Below are 21,351 nucleotides of genomic sequence, written 5' to 3'. Positions count from 1 at the left end.
CTCAATCAGTTACAAAGTCGCTACATGTGCAGCATGCACGCGCGGCCGTGCGTCACCAGTTGCCGCAGAAGCAGTGCGTGACTGCCGCAAACGGCTTGCGCTCGGCGGTCAGCGCCGACAGGAACGCCATGTCGGCCGCGACCTGGTTCACCGGCCCGGCCGGGATCGCGTTCTCGATCAGGCCCAGCTTGACCTGGATCGTCATTGCCTGGACCGCCGAGGCGCCCGCCATCTGCAGGAAACGCTCGACGCGCGTGACCGGCCGCTCGACATACACGACGCGGTAATCCTTGCCCAGCTTGGCGCGGCCGGCAGCCGACGCCAGTGCGTCGTTGTAGCCCCCCAGGCGATCGACCAGGCCGCGCTCCTTGGCCTGGACACCGGTCCAGACACGGCCCTGCCCCACTTCATCGATCTTCGCCGGCGTGGTCTTGCGCGCCGCCGCCGCCTTGGTCGTGAAGTCGCTGTAGACGTTGTTGATGCTCGACTGGACCAGCTGCTCGAAGCGCGGATCCAGCGGGCGCAGCGGGTTGTAGGCGTCGGCCAGCCAGGTGGTCGTCACGCCATCGGTGTGGATGCCCAGCTTGGCGGCGACCTTGTCGGCCGTCGGCAGCAGCGCGAACACGCCGATCGAACCGGTGATGGTGGCCGGGTCGGCAATCACTTCATCGGACGCCATCGAGATCCAGTAGCCGCCGGACGCCGCCACGCTGCCCATCGACACGACCACCGGCTTGCCGGCGGCGCGCGTCAGTTCGAGCTCGCGCCGGATCAACTCTGAACCGTAGGCACTGCCGCCCGGCGAATCGACGCGCAGCACGAGCGCCTTGATATTGTCGTCCTCGCGCGCCTGGCGAATCAGGTTAGCCATGCTGCGCCCACCGATCACGCCCGGGCCGCCGTCGCCATCGGTGATGGTGCCGGATGCCACCACCACGCCGACCGCATCGCCGAACTGCTTCTGCGGGTTGCGTGACAGGTAGTCATAAAAGCCGATCTGGCGGAACGACTTGTTGTCGTCGTCCGGCATGCCGCGCTTGATCATCAGGGCGCGCAGTTCGTCGCGGGTTTGCAGGCCATCGACCAGTTTTGCCTGCAACGCCACCTTCGCGGCGCTGCCGCCGGCATTGTCCATGCGCTCGGGGAGCGATTCGATCATGCCCGCGATCGCGCCATCGGGCAGCTTGCGGTTCTTCTCGACCAGACCCGTGTAGCCGGACCACAGCGCGTTGTACAGATACGCGTCGGCTTCGCGCGCGGCGTCGGACGGGCCGTTGGCGATGTACGGCTCGGCGGCGCTCTTGTAGGTGCCGACCTTGATCAGGTTGACCGTGACGCCGACCTTGTCGAGGGCGTCGCGGTAATAATTGCGGCGCCCGCCGAAGCCTTCGATCATGACCATGCCCATCGGATGGACATAGACTTCGCTGGCGTGCGAGGCGACCAGATAGCGCTTCTGGTCGTAGCTGCCGCTCCAGGCGACGACCGTCTTGCCGCTCTTCTTGACGCGGTCGACCGCGGCGCCGATCTCGCGCAGCATGGCCATGCCGCCGCCCTGCATCTCGTCGAGCAGCAGCACGACGCTCGAGATGTTCGGATCGCGCGCCGCCGCATCGAGCACGACGATCACGTCGCGCAGGCGCACGGTGCGCTTGGAATCGCCACCGACGTTGTCGAGCACCGTGTCGCGCAGCGTGGTTTCATACTGCTCGACCAGGTCGCCCCGGATCTCGAGCACCAGCGCCGTTTTGTTCGAGAGCGGCTTGACGCCGCCGCTGAAGAACAGCGAAACCACGATGATCACGATGAGCAGGAACAGCAGGTTGACGAAGGTGCGGCGGGTCACGTCGAGCGCGGTCCACAGCATGACGAACCCGCGCCGCAAGGCACTCAGGGGCTTGAAGGCCATCGAAACTCCATAAAAGATTGATGCAAAGGTTAAGCGGACTGCATGGAAGGACGGCGGCCGGTGCGCAGGGAAATGGCGTACAGCCCCGCGAACACCAGCATGCCATTGATCATCAACAGTTCCAGCCCGAGCCGGTAAGAGCCGAGCAGATACGCCTGATTGTACTCAAGGATCGCGCACAGGACCGGCGCGCCGATCGTGACCACCGGGACAAGGTGATTGCGCGGCATGCGCGCCGTGAACATGCCGAAGGCGAACAGGCCGAGCAGCGGGCCGTAGGTGTACGCCGCGAGCTTGAGGATCACGCCGATCATGCTGGGATTGTCGGCGGCCTTGAAGCCCATCACGAGCAGCAGGAACAGAAACGCGTAGCCCAGATGCACGCGGCGGCGCAGGCCCTCGGCCTGAGTTTGGGTCAGGTCGGTACGCCGCTTGATGCCCAGCAGGTCGATGCAGGTGGACGAGGTCAGCGCCGTGATCGCGCCGTCGGCACTGGGAAACAGCGCCGAAATCAGCGCAATCAAAAAGATGATCTGCAACGCGGGCGGCAGGTGGCCCATGACCACGGCCGGGAAGATCTTGTCGCCAGTGGCCATTACGCCCACGGTTGGCGCGTACAGGTACAGCAGGCCGCCCAGGAACAGGAACGACAGCAGCACGACCACCAGCACGGCTGTCAGCGCCAGCAGGTTCTTTTGCGAGTCGGCCAGCGTCTTGACCGAGATGGTCTTTTGCATCATTTCCTGGTCCATCCCCGTCATGGTGATGGTGATGAGCGCGCCGGCCACGATCTGCTTGAGCCAGAAATTCGGGCTGTTCAGGTCCGTCGTGAACACGCTGGCCAGGCCGCTCGAGCGCATCTGCTCCAGGCTGTCCGGCACCGACAGGCTCAATTCACCCAGCAGGAACCAGACGCAGGCGAACAGGCCGAACAGCATGCCGCTCGTTTGCAGCGTGTCGGTCCAGACGATGGTCTTGACGCCGCCCTGGTAGGTGTAGAGCAGGATCATGCCCAGCACGACGAGGGTGCTGAGCCAGAACGGCACACCCAGGCTGTCGAGGATGATCGCCTGCAGGATGTTGACCACCAGGTACAGGCGCGCGGTGGCCCCGAGCAGGCGCGAGATGATGAAGAACCCGGCCCCGCTCTGGTAGGCGCGCCGGCCCAGGCGCACGTCGAGGTAGTGGTAAATCGATGTCAATTGCAGCCGGTAGTAGAGCGGCAGCAGCAGCCAGGTGACGACGAGGTAGCCGATCACGTAGCCGATGAGTATCTGCGCGTAGCCGAAACCGTCGACGCCAACGGCGCCCGGCACGCTGACGAACGTGACGCCCGAGAGCGTGGTGCCGACCATGCCGAAGGCGACCAGCACCCAGTTGCTGCTCTTGTTACCGATGAAGAAGCTGTCGTTGTTGGCGCCGCGCGACGTGGCCCAGGCCACGGCCAGCAGCAAGGCGAAGTAGCCGATGAGGATGCAAAACAGGAGTAACGGGGACATGAATGGGGGGCGGTGATCGTTTTGCCCAGCAATATACACTGGAAACACACCCGAAACGCACTGGACATGCACCGGAAACCGCCGCCCGCGGTGCCCGCCCGGCCCGTCAATCGACGCTCAGACCTCTTCGCTGCGCACCCGCCGGAACGGCCCGATACAGGTGTTCATGGTCTGGTCGGCGCACATCAGGAACAGCGTGCGTGACGGGTGAAACTGGATGAAGTTGATGACCTGGGCGCCGGGCTGCATGACGTTGCCCGAACAATCGGGCTTGCCGTTGTCTTTGGTGATGCGGTCTTGCAGGCGATAAAAGCCCTGCTTGTCGGGCTGCGCAGAAACGGTATAGACGCTTTCGGAGACTTCGGCGGCGCTGGTGACGAACGTGGTGCCGTCGGCGCGAAAGCGGTAGGTCTCGGCGCAGCCGGTTCCCGGCACGGCGAGCCGCCAGATGCCAAGGATCGGATGACCGGTGGCGACACCCGCCGGCGCAGCGGCCAGCGCAGGCGCGCCCAGGCAGGACAGCAGCAACAGGACGGCAGGTGCGCGCATGGGAGGCTCCATCAAGCGACAACGCCTGCCCGAAAACCGGGCAGGCGTCGTGATTATGGCATCGCCCAGGGGCGCGCGGCGCGCGGCAGTCTGTGATTAACCGTTGTCTGAACCGGCCTTCGGCTTGGCCGGACGACGGCTGCGTGGCGCGGCCTTGCGCGCCGGACGGGCGCCCTTGGTGCGCGCCGGCTTGGCGTCTTCTGCATCCGCTTCCGCTTCTCCTTCTGCTGCCGGCTCGGACGCGACCTCTTCCTGCGCCGCAGCCGCCGCCTGTGCTTCGGCTTCGGCTTCGGCTGCCGCAGCAGCTTCGGCCTCAGCGGCCGCGGCCTGCTCCGCCAGCTTCTTGGCCGACGGCTTGCGTGGCGCGCGGCGACGTTCTTTTTCTGCCAGCGCCGGCGCTTCGTCGACGTCCACCGGCTCGGCGTCGCTCACGACCAGCGTCGGTTGCGATGCCGGTTCGTCGAAGGTTTCTTCGTGCGCTTGCGGCTCGTAGGCAACTGGCGCCAGCAGCGCCGGCACGTTCGACGCGTCGTTGCGGTTGCCGCCCTTGCGCCCGCCAGCGCCACGGCCGCGACGGCCGTCGGTCCTGGCCGGTTGCGCTGCCGGTTCTTCGAACGTCTCTTCCTGCGGTTCCGCCTCGACCGCCACCGCCTCTGGCAGTGCTGCTACGCTCGACGCTTCGTTGCGGTTACCGCCCTTGCGGCCACCGCGGCCACGGCCACGACGGCCATCGTTCTTGACCGCCTCGTCATTGCCATCGACCGGCGCTGCCGCGTCGAGCATGTCCTGCACCACGGCGTCCGGCGCTTGCGTGCCATCCTGCTGGGGTTCCTGGCCAGAGACCACGTTGCCTGCATGCGCGCTGCGGAACACATAGGTGCCGGATTTTTCGTCGCGGCCGAATTCGAACAGGCCACGCGTCTGCGCTTCTTCGAGCAGGTTGCCGAAGGTGCGGAAGCCGTAATAGGTTTCCGAGAAATCGGGACGGCGGCGCTTGAGCGTGTCTTTCAGCAGCGAAGCCCAGATTTTGCCGGTGTCGCCACGCTCGGACGTGAGCGCATCGAACGTCTCGACCACCATGTCGAGTGCCTGCACCTTGCGCGCTTCGAGTTCTTCCTTGCGCTTGTCGTCGCCGACATTCGTGTTGGTGTTGCTGCTCGCGTTCGAGCGGCGCGGCTGCGGGGCGGCCTTGCGCTCGTCGCGCTTGGCGGCGGTGCGGCGCTGTTCGCGCACCAGATCATCATAAAAGATGAATTCGTCGCAGTTCGCCACCAGCAGGTCGGAGGTCGACTGCTTGACGCCCACGCCGATCACCTGCTTGTTATTTTCACGCAGCTTCGAGACCAGGGGCGAAAAGTCGGAGTCGCCGCTGATGATGACGAAGGTGTTGACGTGCGACTTCGTGTAGCACAGATCGAGTGCATCGACGACGAGGCGGATGTCGGCCGAATTCTTGCCCGACTGGCGCACGTGCGGAATCTCGATCAGCTCGAAGTTCGCCTCATGCATCGCTGCCTTGAAGCCCTTGTAGCGGTCCCAGTCGCAGTACGACTTCTTGACCACGATGCTGCCCTTGAGCAGCAGGCGTTCCAGCACCGGCTTGATGTCGAATTTTTCGTAATTGGCGTCGCGAACGCCCAGTGCGACGTTTTCAAAGTCGCAGAACACCGCCATGCTGATGTTGTCGGAAGAAGAGGCCATGAGTTGTTTTTTCTGTAGTGATAGGGCAAACGTATTCGGATTATACGCACGCCCTTCCGTTTCGCGCCGTATGACATTGCCAGGGAGCCAGTTTCGACGATTGGATGTGGCGCGTGGGCAGCATTGGCAAACGTTCTTTATGCTATGCCATCCGATTCACCTCAAGGAGCTCCACACATGACTGCAACAACCAACCGCCGCATCGTCCTGGTTTCGCACCCGAAAGGCAAGCCGACCGAAGAGAACTTCCGCATCGAGGATGCGCCGATCCCCACGCCAGGCGCTAGCGAGCTGCTGCTCGAAACCCTGTTTTTGTCCCTTGACCCGTACATGCGCACCCGCATGAACGGCACCGCCACCTACGCCGCCGCCCTTGAACTGGGCGACGTGATGGTCGGCGGCACCGTCGCCCGCGTCAAGCAGTCGAACCACCCGGACTGGAAAGAAGGCGACATCGTCGTGGCCTACTCTGGCTGGCAGTCGTTCGCCATCTCGGATGGCAGCAACCTGCGCCGCGTCGATCCTGACAGCGCGCCCGTGTCCACCGCCGTCGGCGTGCTTGGCATGCCGGGCTTCACGGCGTATGCCGGCCTGCTGGAAATCGGCCAGCCGAAGGCAGGCGAAACCGTCGTCGTGGCCGCTGCCAGCGGCGCGGTCGGCTCGGTCGTCGGCCAGATCGCCCGCATCAAGGGCGCGCGCGCGGTGGGCATTGCCGGCGGCCCCGAGAAATGCGCGTTCGTCAAGAACGAGCTGAAATTCGACGCCGTGGTCGACCACCGCGCGCCGGACTTCGCCGAGCAGCTGGCCAAGGCATGCCCGGACGGCATCGACGTCTATTTCGAGAACGTCGGCGGCCAGGTGCTCGAAGCGGTCAAACCCTTGCTGAACAACTTTGCGCGCATTCCCGTGTGCGGCCTGGTCTCGCATTACAACGACGCCGGCGCGGGCGCCTCGATCGACCTGAGCCTCACGCTATTCAAGAGCCTGACGGTGCGCGGCTTCCTGCAGAACGAGTTTGCCGAGCGGCTCGAGCCGACCTTCCTGAAAGAGGCTGCAGGCTGGATCAAGGATGGGGCGCTGCGCTACCGTGAAGACATCGTCGAGGGGCTGGACAAAGCGCCCGAGGCCTTCATCGGCCTGCTCGACGGCAAGAATTTCGGCAAGCTGGTCGTACGCGTCGCAGCGTGATCAAAAGCCACGGTTGACGGCTGGAATTGGCGCGGCATCCGTCAAATGTGGCCTATAATTATTTAACCTTTGCAACCGTTGGTCGATCATCAATGCTGCCCACCAACCTGTTTGAGTCTGTTTTCGACCGATCGCCGTTCGGGCACTACCTGTTGTCTCCCACGCCCGAAGCGACGATCCTCGCCGTCAACGATGCGTTCCTGAAGGCCTCGGCGCGTACGCGCAAGGAGCTCGTGGGCGTCAGCCTGTTTACGGCCTTCCCGCAGGATCCGGACGACCCCACCGACACCGGCGAGGCGCGCCTGCGCGACTCGCTGGCCCGGGTGCGCGCCAGCAGCCGCCCCGACACCCTGCCCGCGATCCGCTATCCGATTCCGGTGGTGCTGCCCAATGGCGAGACGGGTTTTGAAGAACGCTTCTGGACTGCCACCAGCACGCCGATCTTCGGAGCCGATGGTGAACTGCTCTGCATTTCACACAGCAATATCGACGTCACTGACCAAGTCAATTCCGAAGCCGCCGTGCGCGAAAGCGAAAAACGCTTCCGGGCGCTGACCAATGCAACCGCCGACGTCATCTACCGCATGAGCGCCGACTGGTCCGAGATGCGCCGTCTCGAAGGGCGCGGCTTCATGAAGGACACCGATGCGCCCACCGGCAACTGGCTGGCCGACTACATTCCGCCCGACGACCACGCGCTCATCCAGGCTGCGATCGCACGAGCAATGCAAGGCGGCGCGGTTCTCGAACTGGAGCACCGGGTCTGGCGCAACGACGGCAGTTGCGGCTGGACGCTGTCGCGCGCCGTACCGATGTTCGACGCGGCCGGCGAGATCTATGAATGGATCGGTGCGGCCAGCGACATCAGCGAGCGCAAGGCCTGGGAAGACAAGCTGCGCGAGACCGACCGCCGCAAGGACGAATTTCTCGCGATGCTGTCGCACGAACTGCGCAACCCGCTGGCGCCGATCGGCGCTGCAGCCGAACTGCTGCAGCGCACGAAGCTCGATGACGCCATGCTCAAGCGCACCAGCCAGATCATCGGGCGCCAGGTGAAGCACATGACGGCGCTGATCGACGACCTGCTCGACGTCTCGCGCGTCACGCGCGGGCTGGTCGAGCTGGACCAGACCCTGCTGGACGTGGGCGCTGTGCTGCACGAAGCGGTGGAGCAGGTCACGCCGCTGATCGCAGCGCGCGGCCATGTGCTGACGCTGAACCTGCCGCCGCCCGGCACGCAGGTATTGGGCGACCACAAACGCCTGGTGCAGGTGGTGGCCAACCTGCTGGGCAACGCCGCCAAGTACACGCCCGAAGGCGGTCGCCTTGGCGTGAGCGCCGTCGCGCGTGGCGAGCGGCTGTGCATCGATGTCATCGACAACGGGATTGGCATGGCGCCCGAGCTGGCGGCGCGCGCTTTTGACTTGTTCACGCAGGCCGAGCGCAGTTCGGACCGGTCATCGGGCGGCCTGGGACTGGGTCTGGCGCTCGTGAAAAGCCTGATCGAGCTGCATGGCGGCGAGGTCGCCTGCACCAGCGCGGGGCCAGGTCAGGGCAGTCGCTTCTCGGCCTGCCTGCCGCTGCTGCATGCGTCGCCGGCGACCGTGCCTGCGCCTGATGCGTGGGCGCAGCCGGCCGCCGGCTCGGCGCTACTACGCGTGCTGGTCGTTGACGACAATGTCGATGCGGCCATCACGCTGTCGATGCTGCTGGAAGCGAACGGCCACCAGGTGCAGGTCGAACACGATCCACTCGAAGCGCTGGCCGCCACGCTGGGCACGCCGCCGCAGGTGTGCCTGCTGGATATCGGCCTGCCCGGCATCGACGGCCTGGAACTGGCGCGCCGCCTGCGCGCGCGTCCCGGCACCGCCGACGCGCTGCTGATCGCCATCACCGGCTACGGCCAGGACAGCGACCGCCAGCAGATCCTGCGGGCCGGGTTCGACCATCACCTGGTCAAGCCGATCGATATCGCGCAGTTGTACACGTTGTTGGACCGCGTCTACTCGCCGGCGCTCCCAGCCACCTGATCGTTCGGTGCACCGGTCGCCGCTGCAGTGACGAAGGCTGCCAGGTCGCGTGAAAAGCGCTCAGGCTCTTCCGCGAACGGTGCATGTCCGGAAGCGGCGTAGACGATCTGCGTCACACGTGGATTGACCTGACGCGCAAGCGCCATGGCAGCATCGGCATCGACCAGCGCATCGCGCGCGCCATACAGCAGCAGCACCGGCACGCGCGCCTTCGCCAGGCCGCCCAACGGCGCATCGAGCCCGAACACGGCCGCCTGCATGTCCCACGATGCCATTGCAGCGGCGCCCAGCAGGCGCTCGAACGTGGGCTGGTCGGGTCGCGTGGCAAAGCACAGCGCGAGGAAGGCACGCTGTGCATCCAGGCGGGTAGCCAGTGCGCTCGCATTCAAATCGCGATACACCGCGGGATGCGGTTTGATTTGCTGGGGGTGGCCCAGCTCGATCACGCCATCGACATATACCGCCCCGCCGATCCGGGTGTCGCCGTACACCGCCAGGTAATTCGAGATCACGACCCCGCCCAGCGACCAGCCGACCAGCACCGGCCGGCGCGCGCCGGTGGCAGCGATGACGGCTGCGAGGTCGTCGCCCCAGCGTCGTCCTTCGCGATACGCGCTGGCGGCGCCGGGTTGGCCGGAACGGCCGTGGCCGCGCAGGTCGTAACTGATCAGGCGGTATCCCTGGAGGGCCGGACTGGCGCGCTGCGCTTCCCAGTTCATGTGGCTGCCCAACAGGCCGTGGATGAAGACGATGGCCGGGCCGGCCGGATTGCCGGACTCCTGGACCGCCAGCGTCACGCCGTCGGGGGCGGTAACGGAAAACTGCCGCGTGGCCGCGTGCAGTAGCGATGGTGCGCCAAGCAGTACGGCAAACAGCGCATGAAATAAAACCTGCGCCATGGCGCGGATGGGGGAAGAAAGCAGAGGCATGATGGGCTCCAGAGTCGATGAACTGCTATCCTCGAGCCTGACATTAGTGTGAGGGTCAAGCGATATGTGTGCAATGCCAACGCAAGAGCAGGCCAGGTTGTCGATCGGCGAACTGGCGCGCCGAAGCGGCGCCAGTGTGCGTTCGATCCGTCACTACGACGCACAGGGCTTGTTGACATCGGGCCGGGCGGACAATGGCTATCGGGTGTTCCCGGTGGCCGCCGTCACGCAGGTGCGCCAGATCGGGCGCCTGATCGCGGCGGGGTTCAGCCTGGCCGACATTGCGGCGTTCCCGAACTGCATGCTGGCCGTCGATGGCGCCGCCATGTGTCCCGAAACCGCGCCAGCACGGCGCAAGCTGCTGGCCGCCATCGAAGCCGAAATGAGCGCGCTCGAACACCGGCGCATGCGCCTGCGCGCCATGCTGGTCGATGGCAACATTCCGGCCGATTGAGCACGTGCGACCGGCGCGGCGCGTGCCAGCTGCGATAATGACGCCTTTGAACCACCGATCCGGCACCAATACCATGCAAGCCAAAGCCCATTACCTGCAACTACGGCCCCACGACGCCCTGCCCGACCTGAGCCAGCTGGCGCCGTTCATGGCCATCGTCGTCATCGACGACGACAGCGACGAAATGTGGCGCTGGGACGTGGCGCGCTGGCTGGTCGCGTCGGGCTGCCGCAGCATGCTGGCCTGGGGCAAGGAGTGCGAAAGCTGGCAGGACGCCGTCGACGACGCCGCACTCGAAGCGTTCGACTACGACGACATCCCGCCCGAGCAGATCGTGACGGTATCGCAGCACGCCGACGAAGACCTCGACGAGGTGTTCTGGTTTGCGCGCCACCGCGCGGGTCACCCGGCGCTGCGCTTGAACACGGCGGTCATCCTGCACGTGGCCATGCGCGGGCGCCCGGACGAACTGCTGGCGCAACTGGCCGAGGCCTGAGTCCCCGCAGTGACACCGTTACAGCCGGGCCAGCGTCTCCGGGTCGGCCTGGCCGTCGAAGTATTTGTCGATGCAGGCCTGGAACACGGCTTCATCGGGCGCCACGTCAGAAAACAGCGACATCGACGAGTGAAATTTCAGCTCATCCGGATGGCTGAAAATGGCGCCGGCCGAGTCGGCATCGAGCGCGGCGACGATGCCGGCGCACTCGCGCAGGCGCTTTCCCAGTACCGGATGCGCGAGATACGCAGCCGCCTCGTCGCCGGACGCAATCGCATACCGCTGCGCCATGGTGCTGGTGCCCAGGCCAGCGATCTGCGGAAACACGAACCACATCCAGTGCGCGCGCTTGTGGCCGGCGCGCAGCTCGGTCAGCACGGTGGCGTACACCGGATCCTGTGCCTGCACGAAGCGCTCGAGATTGAATTGATTGTCCATGATGGCCTCCCTTGTCATCGAAATGCTACAACGTCGCCGTTGTTTGCTAAAGTGCCGCACAATGAATGCTGACCATTTAGCCCTCCTTCTGGTTCGAGAAATGCCCTATGGTAAATACAAGGGCCGCAAGATTGCCGATATGCCCGGTCACTATCTCGGCTGGCTTGCGCGCGAGGGCTTTCCCCGGGGCGAACTGGGCCAGCTGCTGGCCCTGATGTACGAACTCGATCACAACGATCTGCGCGGGTTGCTCGATCCGCTGCGCGGCCCTCCAAATCGTCGCGGGTAATTGATACTTTTTGGCAGTTCTTGTGACATACCGGCGATGCACATCGGTATAATCGGGCCTTAACTGACGAGCTCATCATGCCGAACGAACAAGCATCATCGCCACTGGTTCTGGTTGTCGAGGACGATGACCACATCGCACAGGTACTGCGCTTCATGCTCGAGCGCCAGGGTTACCGTGTCACCCACCTGGCCGACGGCCGCGTCGCGAGCGCGCATATCGCCGCCGCTGCCGACATGCCGGCCCTGATCCTGATGGACGTCATGCTGCCCTACCTGGATGGCTTTGAACTGGTTGCGCTGGTGCGTGCGCGGCCCGACTGGCACGCGGTGCCGATCCTGATGCTCACGGCAAAACATACCGAGCGCGATACGGTGCGCGCGCTCGACGCCGGCGCCAACGATTTCGTCAGCAAGCCGTTCGAGCCCAATGCCCTGCTGGCGCGCGTGCGGCGCCTGATTCAGGTCCAGGGCACTTGACGGGCCGAACCGTACGCGCCGTTTCGGGCTATTGACTTAAAATCAAGTCATGTCCCGTTCGCTCCCACTCCTGTTTGTCTTCTCGCTGTCGATCACACCCGCGTTTGCTGCCAGCCTGCAGCTGTGTCCGGGCCCGCTGGTCGTATCCCCCGGCGCCATCACCGCGCAGACCACGGCGCGCGACGGTACCATCCTGCATGCCATCGTCACCGAAGAACCCGGCAAGCAGCAGGCCAATTGCCGCGTGCTGCCGCTGCCGACGGCCGTGATGGGCGTGCAGGCACTGCACTTCCTGCCGCCCGACGCCAGCCCCGGCAAGACCATCCTGCTGCGCGGGATCGAGGCCGACAAGGGCAAGTCGTTCAGCGTCAGCGAACACACGCTGGTGAGCGACCAGCCCGCGCCGCGACCCCAGACCCCGATGCCGTTCGGCGCCAGCCTGCTGGGTGCGATGCAGGCGCGCACCCATGGCGATACGGCGCGCATCAGCGCCGACGTCAAGGATGGCCGCCTGTACCTGACCTGCCGCGCCGGCGCCAGGCCTGCCGGCGTCACGCTGCTCGGCCCGTGGTTCATGCCGCGCGCGCGCGCCGTACTGCAGGCGACGTTTTCCGGCGACGGCCGCTTCGCGCTGCACGTCTCGAGCGGCGCGCCGGGCGAGCCGGACCAGGCGTTCGATCTGGGCAGCCTGGACGCCGGGCAACGCGTGCGGCCGGCGCGCTTCGACCTGCCCGAAAAGCTCGACCGTGCCCATTGGCGCGACGTCTCGCTGGCATGTCCGCAAGGTGCGGCGACACTGACGCTCGACGCGCTGACGCTGCGGCCGGCGCTCGACGCCGATCCGGCGGCGGCGGGGCGCGCGACCTGGACCTGGAGCCCGAACGAATGGCGCGAACGTGGCGCAGCATTCCTGGACTGGGCGGTCCAGCAAGAGATGGGCGCGGTCTTCATCACGGTCCCGCTGAAGGACGGCCGTGTCGACGATGCGGCGCAGCTGGGCGCCTTCGTGCGCCAGGCTGGCAGTCGGGGCATTGCAGTCAGCGCGATGGAGGGCGCGCCCGAGATGGTGCTGCCCCCTGCGCAGGACGCGGCCATCGCACGCCTGCGCGCCTACGCCGCCTACAACGCGGCCGCCGACGACGGGGCGCGACTGAAGGGTGTCCAGTACCACATCGAACCTTATCTGCTGCCGGCCCACGTGCTGCCGCAGGCGCAGCGCGACCGGCGCTACCTCGAACTGGCGGCCAGGCTGCGCGAGGCGGCCGGCCCGCTGACGCTGGACTTCGTCGTGCCCCACTGGTGGACAGACAAGCGCACGCTTCTGGAGGGAATGGCCAAGCATGCCGACATCCTGACGGTCAAGAGTCCGCGCACCGATCCGGCGCAGATCTACCGGCTGGCCGTGCCGTTTCTCGACTGGGGCGTCGAGCATGGCAAGACCGTGCGCGTGGCGCTGGACGCGGGACCGATCGGTGCCGGTGCCCAGCGCCGTTACGAGCGTCGTCCACCCGGCGCGCGCGGCGACCTGCTCGTGTTCAGACTGGGTGGCCAGAAGATCGTGCTGCTGCAGCAGGTGCCGGCGGCGCACGACAAGGCGCAGGCCTACGCGCTCGCCGCCAGCCAGGAGATCGACGCGGCCGATGCCAGTTTTCATGCCGACAAGGGCGCTCTGATGCGGCTGTTGCCGCAGCTCGAAAGCACGTTCGGGGCCTGGACCAGCTTTGGCGGCATGGCCCTGCACGACTTGCGCTAAGGAAGCACCGTCACGCCAGCGGCAACTCCACCGTAAAGCGCGTTCCTGCACCGGCGCGGGTTTCGAACCCGATCGCGCCGCCATGCTCTTCGACGATCGCCTTGCTGATGGAGAGGCCCAGGCCCGAGCCGCTGCGCTGGCGCGAGTCGGCCGCGTCGGCCTGCGCGAAGCGCTCGAACACGCGGCTCTGGAAGGCCGGGGAAATCCCGGGACCTTCGTCGGTCACGCTCAGGCGTGCCCAGCCCGGGCGCTGCGCGAGGCCAAGAATGACGACCTTGCCGCCAGGTGTGCACTTGATCGCGTTCGAGACCAGATTGGTCAGCACCTGCACCATGCGGTCGTGGTCGATCTCGGCCTGGACCCCTTCGGCGCCTGGCGGCATGTCCAGGCGCAGCGTCACGCCCGCCTGGCGCGCCTGGCCTTCCATCGCATCAGCCACGTGATGCATCAGCGGTGCGAGCAATTGAGCGGTGCGCTGGTATTCCATGTGGCCTGCTTCGATCTTCTGGATGTCGAGCAGGTCGTTCACCATCCGCATCAGGCGGTCGCAGCTCTGGCTGGCAATTGCGACCAGTCTGGCGGCATCCGACGGCAGATTGCCGGCCATACCGCCGCCGAGCATCGACAACGATGCGTGGATCGACGTGAGCGGCGTGCGCAGTTCGTGCGAGACGGTCGAGACGAATTCGTTCTTCATGCGCTCGACTTTCTTGCGTTCGGAAATATCGTGCAGGAAGATCGAGAAGAACGCGTCATCGCGTTCGCCGGCCAGCGTTACCGTGCTTTCGACCGTGAACTCGAAGCCCTGGCGGTTGATCACGGTGCGCTCCATGCGGCGGGCCAGCATGAACTGGCCGTTGTGGCGGAACGACTGCAAGGCCTTGTCGATGCTGCCGCGATAGCGCTCGGGCAAGATCATTTCTGCCAGCGGCCAGCCCACGGCCTCGTGTCGGGTCCAGCCGAACATACGCTCGGCGGCCGGGTTCCAGTCCACGATCATGCCGCGCAGGTCGACGGCGATGAACGCATCCTGCGCCGCTTTGACGATGGCGATGATGCGCCCCTCACTGGCGCGCACCGCAACGAGCGCGCGTTCCAGTTCGCGGGTGCGGCGGTCGACCCGCTGTTCCAGCGTGTCGTTCAGGGTCTGCAGGTCGGCGCGGCGCTGCACCAGTGCCGTCACCAGCGCATTGAGCGCGCCGGACAGCTGATGCACTTCGGTGTAGCTGCTCCCGGCCGGCACCAGTTCATGCGTGTCGCCACGGCGCAGGCCATCGGCCGAACTGGCCAGCGCCGCGAGCGGGCGCGTGATGCGCCGTGCCAGCAGCCAGCCGCCCAGCGAGAACAGCAGCGCCAGCACGCCGCCGCTCCACAGGGCGCGCTCGCGCAATTGGCGTACCGGCGCGTAGGCATCCTCGAGCTCCTGGCGTACCAGCACGTGCCAGCCCAGTCCTGGGTAATCGCCCACGGCCCTGGTCGCAGCATAGCCGACCAGGTAGTCGCGCCCATCCGGCCAATGCTCGACCGCATACCCGGTGCGCCCTTCGCGCGCCGCATTCAGGCTGCCCAGCTTGACGGTCGTGTCGAGCAGGTCTTCGGGCCCGAGCAGCACCACGCCTTCGGCGCTGACGATCAGCGCCTGCACCTTGTTGCGGGTCTGGACCGGCGCGATGATTGATCGCTCGACATCGCGCGCCCATTCCCACGACAGGTGCGTGCCCATCACGCCGGCGGGCTGGCCGTTCGCATCGAGATAGGGGAAGGCGACGTCGACAAAGCGGCGCGGCTCGCCCTGCTGCACCGGCAGCAGCTTGGCCAGCAGGACAGCCTCGTGCACGTCGCCCACATACTTGCCTGCCAGTGCGTTGCTGAACCAGGGCCGCTTGGCCACGTTCTTGCCTTCGAGCAGGCCACGCGCCTCGACCAGCACCGTGCCGTCGAGGTCAGCCAGGCCGATCCATTCGTAGAATCCATACGTCGACTGCATGTCGGCCAGGATGCGGCGCCGTTCGGTCTGGCTCGTCGCCGGCGAGATCAGGTCGTTGCGGCGCGCCATCAGGCGCACCTCGCGGAACCGTTCATACAAGCCGCGATCGAGCTTGTCGGCAGTCTGCATCGCCATCTCGCCCAGGCCCGCGCCGATACTGCTCTTGACCTGCGCCGTCGCCGAGCGTTCGACCACTTCGACCAGCAGCAGCGTAAGGACGCCGCTCATCAGCGTGAACGCGAGAGCGAGCCGTGCACCAAGCCCGCGCGGGATCAGACGGTGCCAGAAGGTCGGGGAATTCTGCATGGAATACATGAGGGTATCGATGGTCCGAGCGTATCACGTAGATAATGGCCTCGGGCAATGCTACACTTGGTATTCAACCAACAGTTACACGAACACCACGGTTATTTACCCAATCCGCCTAAATGTGTTGCGCGACTGCCTTGTGAAAACTTGCCTGCATCTGGTGATGCTGAAGAAGCGGCCGGAGTGATTCCGCACGGCCACGCCCGATTTCCGATAAACTTGTGCCCTACAAGTCTATCGTCATCGATTGGAAACACCGTCATGCAAGCCGCTGCCGCCATTCCCGCCAACCTTCCGCCCGCCCTGCTCGACTACGCCACCTCGTGCGCGCTGCCGACGCCGTGGGCCGAATTCACGCTGCACGCCTGGGTCGAGGCAGCCACCGGCAAGGAGCACCTGGCAATGGTGCTGGGCGACCTGGGCAACGGCGAACCGGTGCTGGCGCGCGTGCATTCCGAATGTCTCACCGGTGACGTCATGTTCTCACAACGCTGCGATTGCGGCGCACAGCTGGAAGGCGCGCTGCGCCGCATCGCCGACGAAGGCCGCGGCATCGTGTTGTACCTGCGCCAGGAAGGCCGCGGCATTGGCCTACTCAACAAAATCCGCGCCTACCGGCTGCAGGAAGCCGGCGCCGACACGGTGGAAGCCAATCTGCAACTGGGTTTCCACGCCGATGCCCGCAACTATGAGCTGTGCCGGCCAATGCTGGCGCAGTTTGGCGTCAAGGCGGTGCGCCTGATGACCAACAATCCACGCAAGATCGACGCCCTCACCCGCCTGGGGATCACGGTCACCGAACGCGTGCCGCTGCTGGTCAACCGCAACGCCCACAACAACAGCTACCTCAATACCAAGCAGGCCAAGCTGGGCCACATGATGGCGCCCCTGACGTCGGTCGAACAGGGCGAGCCGGTGGCCCCGGCAGCGCCGGCACCGGTTGCCTAGCCGTCGGCGCGCTAACGCGCGCAGGGCCCGCCGCCCCGATGGCAAGATAGCGGCTTCCATCTGCTTCCTGGCAACCGCATGAACCGCGCTTCATTGGCACGCTTGTCCGCACTCCTGATCGTCTGCCTGGCGCTTGGCGCTGCGGCCGATCTGTTCACGCAGCCGGCGCTCGCACAAACGAGCGCTGGCCCCGTCGCGCGCGGCGCCCTGGCCGCACCGGCAGCGGCTAACGTCGCAGCGCCGGTCCCGCAAATCGCGGTCGACACGCCGCCAGCGGCCACGCCCACCGAGCTGATTCCGGGCGAAGTGGACACGCAGGACGCCCTGCCCCAGCCTTCGTCGGCCGCGCAAGACCTGTACGAATCGGCGCGCGGCGACCTGCTGCAGATCCGCATGCTGCTCAAGAACGGCCGCACCCAGTCCACGGTCGGATCGGGCTTTTTGGTCGGCACCAGCAACCTCGCGCTGACCAATTACCACGTGGTCTCGCAGATGGCGCTTGACCCGGCCATCTATACGGCCGAATACATCGATACTGACGGCAATACCGGGCCGGTCGAACTGCTGGCGGTCGACGTGCTGCACGACCTGGCCGTGGTGCGCATCAACCGCAACGGCAGTGGCTTCTTCAAGGTGCCCGAGCAAAAAGTAAAGCTGCGCCAGGGCCAGCCCCTGTACTCGCTGGGCAATCCGCTCGACCTGGGGTTTGCGATTTCGGAAGGCGCCTACAACGGTGTCCTCAAGCGCAGCTTCTATGACCGCCTGATCTTCAGCGGCCCGATCAACTCGGGCATGAGCGGCGGCCCCAGCGTGACCGCCAGCGGCACCGTGGCCGGTATCAACGTCTCGCGCCGGCGCGACGGCGAATCGGTCAGCTTCCTGGTCCCGGTGTTGTACGCGCAGGAGCTGCTGCGCAAGGTGGCGCAACAGGCCGCGCCCCCGCCCGACTTCAATCCGCTGATCGGCAAGCAGCTGCTGGCGCACCAGGCCGGCATGGTCGACCGGCTGCTCGAAGAACCGTTGACGCTCAAGGGCATGGGGCCATACCTGGTGCCGGTGCGCGAGTCCGGCCAGGTGCGTTGCTGGGGCCGCTCCAATTCGCGCGGCGCCGCCTACGCGGTCGACGCCATGAGCTGCGTGATGCAGTCGGCGGTATTCGTCTCGGACGTCCAGCAGACCGGCAATGTCTCGATGACCCACCGCTACATCCGCTCGGGGACGATGGACCCGATGCGCTTTGCCGCGCTGGCCAGCGATATCTTCCAGGTGGATAACCTGGGCAGCACGGGCGATCCGCGCCTGACCAAGCCGTTCTGCACCGAGCGCTTCGTGCACACGCGTACGCTGCCGCTGCGCGCCGTGACCTGCGTGCGCGCCTATCGCAAGTTCGAAGGGCTGTACAACTTCACGCTGCTCACGGCCAGCACCGATGCCTCGCAGGCCAGCCTGCAAAGCCGGCTCGACGTCTCGGGCGTGTCATACGAAAACGGCATGCGCGTCACGCGGGCCTATCTTGGCGCGTTCGGGCGCCCGGTGCGCAAATGAGCGGCCCCTGGACCATCGAGACGCTGGCGCGCAACGGTGAGGTGCTGCACCGGCATCGCGTGACGGCGCTCCCGATCCGCCTCGGCCGCGCCTACGACAACGACTTCATCGTCGACGACGACTACGCAGCGGCGCACCACGCGCTGGTCGATCTCGGCGCCGATGGCGCTCTGCTGCTGCGCGACCTCGATACGAAGAACGGCATCAACCACAAGGGCCGGCGCGTCAAGGAACTGACCCTGGGCGGCGACACCGTCGTGCGCATGGGGCACACGTCGCTGCGCATCCGCTCCGCCGCACACCCGGTGCCGCCCGAACTGGTCGACCGCACGATGCACGGCTGGGAAGGCATGCTGCCGGGCGGCGCCGGCATCGTGCTGTGCCTGGTGACCGGACTGTTCGTGGCCTGGCTGCTCGACGCCGGAGGCGACCCTGAACGTTACGCGCTGTATCCGGCGCTGGCCGTTGGCGCGGGTCTGGCCTGGAGCGGCATGTGGGCGTTTTCCAACCGCCTGTTCGGCCGCCGCGCGCGCCTCGGACGGCATCTGTTCATTGTCGGTTTCGGCCTGGCCGCGCTGGTCGGGGTGCGCCTGCTGGCCAGCGTGGTGGCCTATGCATGGTCGCTCGAATGGCTGACCGGCTATGGCTCGCACGCGGTGGTGGTGACCGTATCCATGATGATCTACTTTCACCTGGCCACCGTCACGCCGCAGTTCCGGCGCCGTCTGCGTCTGTCCTGCGCCGGGGTTGCGGTGCTGGTCTCGCTGCTGATCCTGGCCGGAAACATGCAGCGCAATGGCCGTACCGCCGACGAGCTGTACATGCCGGTGCTGCTGCCGCCAGAGCTGCGCGCCAGTCCCGCTGTGCCGGTGGCCGAATACATGGGCAGCGTGGGCGCGATGAAGCGCGAGATCGACGCCGAGCGCCTCGGCAACGCGCCCGACTAAGCCGAAAACCTAGTCCAGTGCCGCCAGCAGGCGGCTCACCGTCTCGGCCGCGATCGGCTTGGTGAAGTGCTGGTCGAACCCGGCCTCGCGCGAACGCGCCTGGTCTTCTTCCGAACCCCAGCCGGTGACGGCAACGATGGTCATCCGCGCCAGCGCGGGCACACCGCGCAGGCGCGTGGCCAGCTCGAAGCCGGTCATGCCGGGCATGCCGATGTCGAGGAACGCAACGTCCGGCACGAATTCCTGCGCCAGGGCCAGCGCATCGCGGCCATTGGTTGCGGTGCGGATCTCGTGCGAGTTCAGTTGCAGCAGCAGCGACAGGCTTTCGGCCGCGTCGACATTGTCGTCCACCACCAGGATGCGGTAGGTGCGGCGCTGCGCCGTGCGGCGGTCCTGCCGCGCCGTGTCGTCGCCCGGCACCGCCATGCGTGCGCCCAGTGGCAGGCGCACGGTGAACGTGCTGCCAAGACCCGCGCCCGGACTCTCGGCGCTGACGCTGCCGCCATGCAGCGCCACCAGCTGGCGCACCAGCGACAGGCCGATGCCCAGCCCGCCCTGCGCCAGGCCCATGTTGCGGCCGACCTGGTTGAACATCTCGAAGATCGTGTCCTGGTGCTCGGGCGGGATGCCCACGCCGCTGTCGGTCACCGACACCACCGCCTGTCCGCCGCCACTGCTGCGCTCCTTGCGCACCGTGAGGCGGATGCTGCCGCCGGGCGGCGTGTACTTGGCCGCGTTGGTCAACAGGTTGTTGATCACCTGCGCGACGCGGGTCGGGTCGATGTCGAGCAGCAGCGGCTCGCCCCACATGGCGACGTCGAGGACGTGGCGCGCACCCTGGATCATCGGTGTGCTGGTCTCGACCGCGCTGGCGACCACGCGATTGAGGTCGACCAGCTGCTTGCGGATATCGATCTTGCCGCTGGTGACGCGCGCGACGTCGAGCAGGTCGTCGATCAGGTGCGTCATCTGGCGCGTCTGGCGCTCGAGCATTTCGCGTACGCGCTCGATCGTTTCGGGACTGTCGGCGCGCAGGCGCATGATTTCCAGGCCGGTGCGGATCGGGGCCATTGGATTACGCAGCTCATGCGCCAGCACCGCCAGAAATTCGCTGCGGTGGCGGCTGGCTTCGGCCGATTCGTGCGCCTGGCGCTGCAACGCTGCTTCGACGCGCACGTGCTCGCCGGCGTCGATCGCGAACGCGGTATGGAAGAAGCCGTGTACCGTGCCGGCGGCATCGCGCAGCGGCGAGAAGGCGGCGCTGAAGTGGCGCGCGCCAGGCGTGTGCGTGGCTGCCGGCACCAGTTGCACGTCGCCGAGCCAGGCCGGCGCGCCGGCAAGCGCGGTCTCGACCAGCGGTGCGAGGCGCGGCCAGGCCGCAGGGAGGATGGCGGACAGCGGCTGGCCCAGCGCCTGTGGGCACTCTGCCCCCAGCAGCCTGGCATAGGCATCATTGAACAGTACTGGCATCGTCGGCGATGCCGGCGTGCCCCAGCCGACCAGCGCCGGGTGCCGCGCATCGAGCATCAGATCGAGCGCGACCCGCAACTCGGGTGGCCAGCTGGCCACGTCACCCAGTGCGGTGGCTGCCCAATCGTGGTGGCGCACCAGCGCGCGCATGCCGCCATCGTCGGAGGAAATGGAAGAAGGTCGGACTGGATCGCTCATGGCCGAATTGTCGCATGAACTCCAATTGACGGTCGGCAATTGAAACTCGGATGATGCAATTTTGCCGCAGTTGCCGAGGTCCACGGAACGGCACCACGAGAAGGCGCATCGAGGTTTTGCGACGATTACCATGCAGGCGGCTTCGTAGAACGACGTTCTGCTCTGTCGTCTTCCAAGTTGCCGGTATGCTGGCCCGAGTCGTCGATCTGATAATGCTTGCTGATGTCGTGATT

The 21,351-nt window shown here is 66.2% G+C and carries 18 protein-coding genes; 10 read left to right on the top strand and 8 right to left on the bottom strand.

The window, feature by feature from the left end:
* Positions 1–52: 52 nt before the first annotated feature.
* From sppA to RCH14_RS06915, 4 genes are all read right to left on the bottom strand, one after another.
* Positions 53–1,909 (bottom strand): signal peptide peptidase SppA, encoded by a 1,857-nt coding sequence (gene sppA, locus RCH14_RS06930; RefSeq protein WP_343025406.1) that lies wholly within the window; start codon positions 1,907–1,909, stop codon positions 53–55.
* Between the two features lie 29 nt (positions 1,910–1,938).
* Complete coding sequence (locus RCH14_RS06925) at positions 1,939–3,408, bottom strand: sodium:solute symporter (protein ID WP_343025405.1); 1,470 nt, start codon at positions 3,406–3,408, stop codon at positions 1,939–1,941.
* Between the two features lie 117 nt (positions 3,409–3,525).
* Entirely contained in the window at positions 3,526–3,957 is a 432-nt protein-coding gene (locus tag RCH14_RS06920) for a hypothetical protein (RefSeq protein ID WP_343025404.1), read from the bottom strand.
* 96 nt (positions 3,958–4,053) lie between these two features.
* A complete protein-coding gene (locus RCH14_RS06915) occupies positions 4,054–5,658 on the bottom strand; it encodes an NYN domain-containing protein (protein ID WP_343025403.1) in 1,605 nt (534 codons plus the stop codon).
* Between the two features lie 177 nt (positions 5,659–5,835).
* Between RCH14_RS06915 and RCH14_RS06910 the strand changes: the two genes are divergently transcribed.
* Both RCH14_RS06910 and RCH14_RS06905 read left to right on the top strand, forming a co-directional pair.
* Positions 5,836–6,846, top strand: a complete 1,011-nt coding sequence (locus tag RCH14_RS06910) for an NADP-dependent oxidoreductase (protein ID WP_343025402.1) — start codon at positions 5,836–5,838, stop codon at positions 6,844–6,846.
* A gap of 92 nt (positions 6,847–6,938) precedes the next feature.
* Entirely contained in the window at positions 6,939–8,876 is a 1,938-nt protein-coding gene (locus RCH14_RS06905) for an ATP-binding protein (protein WP_343025401.1), read from the top strand.
* Here RCH14_RS06905 and RCH14_RS06900 read toward each other — a convergent pair.
* Positions 8,849–9,805, bottom strand: a complete 957-nt coding sequence (locus RCH14_RS06900; RefSeq protein WP_343025400.1) for an alpha/beta hydrolase — start codon at positions 9,803–9,805, stop codon at positions 8,849–8,851. The genes RCH14_RS06905 and RCH14_RS06900 overlap by 28 nt on opposite strands.
* 64 nt (positions 9,806–9,869) lie before the next feature.
* Between RCH14_RS06900 and RCH14_RS06895 the strand changes: the two genes are divergently transcribed.
* Both RCH14_RS06895 and RCH14_RS06890 read left to right on the top strand, forming a co-directional pair.
* Positions 9,870–10,259: a MerR family transcriptional regulator gene (locus RCH14_RS06895; protein WP_343025399.1), complete on the top strand. Its 390-nt coding sequence runs from the start codon at positions 9,870–9,872 to the stop codon at positions 10,257–10,259.
* Positions 10,260–10,332: 73 nt separating this feature from the next.
* The gene (locus tag RCH14_RS06890; protein WP_343025398.1) at positions 10,333–10,755 is read left to right on the top strand and encodes a hypothetical protein; all 423 of its coding nucleotides are present in this window, start codon (positions 10,333–10,335) and stop codon (positions 10,753–10,755) included.
* Between the two features lie 18 nt (positions 10,756–10,773).
* Here the strand turns inward: RCH14_RS06890 and RCH14_RS06885 are convergent, their stop codons facing one another.
* Positions 10,774–11,193, bottom strand: coding sequence for a DUF1810 domain-containing protein (locus tag RCH14_RS06885; RefSeq protein WP_343025397.1), 420 nt, complete (start codon positions 11,191–11,193; stop codon positions 10,774–10,776).
* Positions 11,194–11,254: 61 nt separating this feature from the next.
* On the opposite strand from RCH14_RS06885, the gene RCH14_RS06880 reads away from it, so the two are divergent.
* From RCH14_RS06880 to RCH14_RS06870, 3 genes are all read left to right on the top strand, one after another.
* Positions 11,255–11,482 (top strand): DUF3820 family protein, encoded by a 228-nt coding sequence (locus tag RCH14_RS06880; RefSeq protein WP_343025550.1) that lies wholly within the window; start codon positions 11,255–11,257, stop codon positions 11,480–11,482.
* Between the two features lie 77 nt (positions 11,483–11,559).
* Positions 11,560–11,961: a response regulator transcription factor gene (locus RCH14_RS06875; RefSeq protein WP_343025396.1), complete on the top strand. Its 402-nt coding sequence runs from the start codon at positions 11,560–11,562 to the stop codon at positions 11,959–11,961.
* A gap of 49 nt (positions 11,962–12,010) precedes the next feature.
* A complete protein-coding gene (locus RCH14_RS06870) occupies positions 12,011–13,714 on the top strand; it encodes a hypothetical protein (protein WP_343025395.1) in 1,704 nt (567 codons plus the stop codon).
* Positions 13,715–13,724: 10 nt separating this feature from the next.
* Here the strand turns inward: RCH14_RS06870 and RCH14_RS06865 are convergent, their stop codons facing one another.
* Positions 13,725–16,016: an ATP-binding protein gene (locus RCH14_RS06865; RefSeq protein ID WP_343025394.1), complete on the bottom strand. Its 2,292-nt coding sequence runs from the start codon at positions 16,014–16,016 to the stop codon at positions 13,725–13,727.
* A 255-nt stretch (positions 16,017–16,271) separates the two neighbouring features.
* On the opposite strand from RCH14_RS06865, the gene ribA reads away from it, so the two are divergent.
* From ribA to RCH14_RS06850, 3 genes are all read left to right on the top strand, one after another.
* The gene (gene ribA, locus RCH14_RS06860) at positions 16,272–16,958 is read left to right on the top strand and encodes a GTP cyclohydrolase II (protein ID WP_343025393.1); all 687 of its coding nucleotides are present in this window, start codon (positions 16,272–16,274) and stop codon (positions 16,956–16,958) included.
* A gap of 78 nt (positions 16,959–17,036) precedes the next feature.
* A complete protein-coding gene (locus tag RCH14_RS06855) occupies positions 17,037–18,503 on the top strand; it encodes a serine protease (protein ID WP_343025392.1) in 1,467 nt (488 codons plus the stop codon).
* On the top strand, positions 18,500–19,450 hold the full coding sequence (locus RCH14_RS06850) for an FHA domain-containing protein (RefSeq protein ID WP_343025391.1): 951 nt from the start codon (positions 18,500–18,502) through the stop codon (positions 19,448–19,450). The genes RCH14_RS06855 and RCH14_RS06850 overlap by 4 nt, the downstream gene beginning before the upstream one ends.
* 9 nt (positions 19,451–19,459) lie before the next feature.
* On the opposite strand, the gene RCH14_RS06845 is transcribed toward RCH14_RS06850, so the two are convergent.
* Complete coding sequence (locus RCH14_RS06845) at positions 19,460–21,118, bottom strand: ATP-binding protein (protein WP_343025390.1); 1,659 nt, start codon at positions 21,116–21,118, stop codon at positions 19,460–19,462.
* Positions 21,119–21,351 lie beyond the last annotated feature (233 nt).

It is taken from the genome of Massilia sp. MP_M2 (assembly GCF_039123635.1).
GTDB lineage: Bacteria > Pseudomonadota > Gammaproteobacteria > Burkholderiales > Burkholderiaceae_D > Telluria.
This window is presented reverse-complemented; position numbering and strand designations above follow the sequence as displayed.

Bases quoted from the DNA above. Each gene is read 5' to 3' on its own strand.
- RCH14_RS06845 (WP_343025390.1), bottom strand. From the start codon at position 21,118: ATGAGCGATCCAGTCCGACCTTCTTCCATTTCCTCCGACGATGGCGGC.
- RCH14_RS06900 (WP_343025400.1), bottom strand. From the start codon at position 9,805: ATGCCTCTGCTTTCTTCCCCCATCCGCGCCATGGCGCAGGTTTTATTT.
- RCH14_RS06925 (WP_343025405.1), bottom strand. From the start codon at position 3,408: ATGTCCCCGTTACTCCTGTTTTGCATCCTCATCGGCTACTTCGCCTTG.
- RCH14_RS06875 (WP_343025396.1), top strand. From the start codon at position 11,560: ATGCCGAACGAACAAGCATCATCGCCACTGGTTCTGGTTGTCGAGGAC.
- RCH14_RS06855 (WP_343025392.1), top strand. From the start codon at position 17,037: ATGAACCGCGCTTCATTGGCACGCTTGTCCGCACTCCTGATCGTCTGC.
- RCH14_RS06850 (WP_343025391.1), top strand. From the start codon at position 18,500: ATGAGCGGCCCCTGGACCATCGAGACGCTGGCGCGCAACGGTGAGGTG.
- RCH14_RS06865 (WP_343025394.1), bottom strand. From the start codon at position 16,016: ATGTATTCCATGCAGAATTCCCCGACCTTCTGGCACCGTCTGATCCCG.
- RCH14_RS06910 (WP_343025402.1), top strand. From the start codon at position 5,836: ATGACTGCAACAACCAACCGCCGCATCGTCCTGGTTTCGCACCCGAAA.
- RCH14_RS06920 (WP_343025404.1), bottom strand. From the start codon at position 3,957: ATGCGCGCACCTGCCGTCCTGTTGCTGCTGTCCTGCCTGGGCGCGCCT.
- RCH14_RS06905 (WP_343025401.1), top strand. From the start codon at position 6,939: ATGCTGCCCACCAACCTGTTTGAGTCTGTTTTCGACCGATCGCCGTTC.
- RCH14_RS06885 (WP_343025397.1), bottom strand. From the start codon at position 11,193: ATGGACAATCAATTCAATCTCGAGCGCTTCGTGCAGGCACAGGATCCG.
- ribA (WP_343025393.1), top strand. From the start codon at position 16,272: ATGCAAGCCGCTGCCGCCATTCCCGCCAACCTTCCGCCCGCCCTGCTC.
- RCH14_RS06880 (WP_343025550.1), top strand. From the start codon at position 11,255: ATGAATGCTGACCATTTAGCCCTCCTTCTGGTTCGAGAAATGCCCTAT.
- RCH14_RS06870 (WP_343025395.1), top strand. From the start codon at position 12,011: ATGTCCCGTTCGCTCCCACTCCTGTTTGTCTTCTCGCTGTCGATCACA.
- RCH14_RS06915 (WP_343025403.1), bottom strand. From the start codon at position 5,658: ATGGCCTCTTCTTCCGACAACATCAGCATGGCGGTGTTCTGCGACTTT.
- RCH14_RS06895 (WP_343025399.1), top strand. From the start codon at position 9,870: ATGTGTGCAATGCCAACGCAAGAGCAGGCCAGGTTGTCGATCGGCGAA.
- sppA (WP_343025406.1), bottom strand. From the start codon at position 1,909: ATGGCCTTCAAGCCCCTGAGTGCCTTGCGGCGCGGGTTCGTCATGCTG.
- RCH14_RS06890 (WP_343025398.1), top strand. From the start codon at position 10,333: ATGCAAGCCAAAGCCCATTACCTGCAACTACGGCCCCACGACGCCCTG.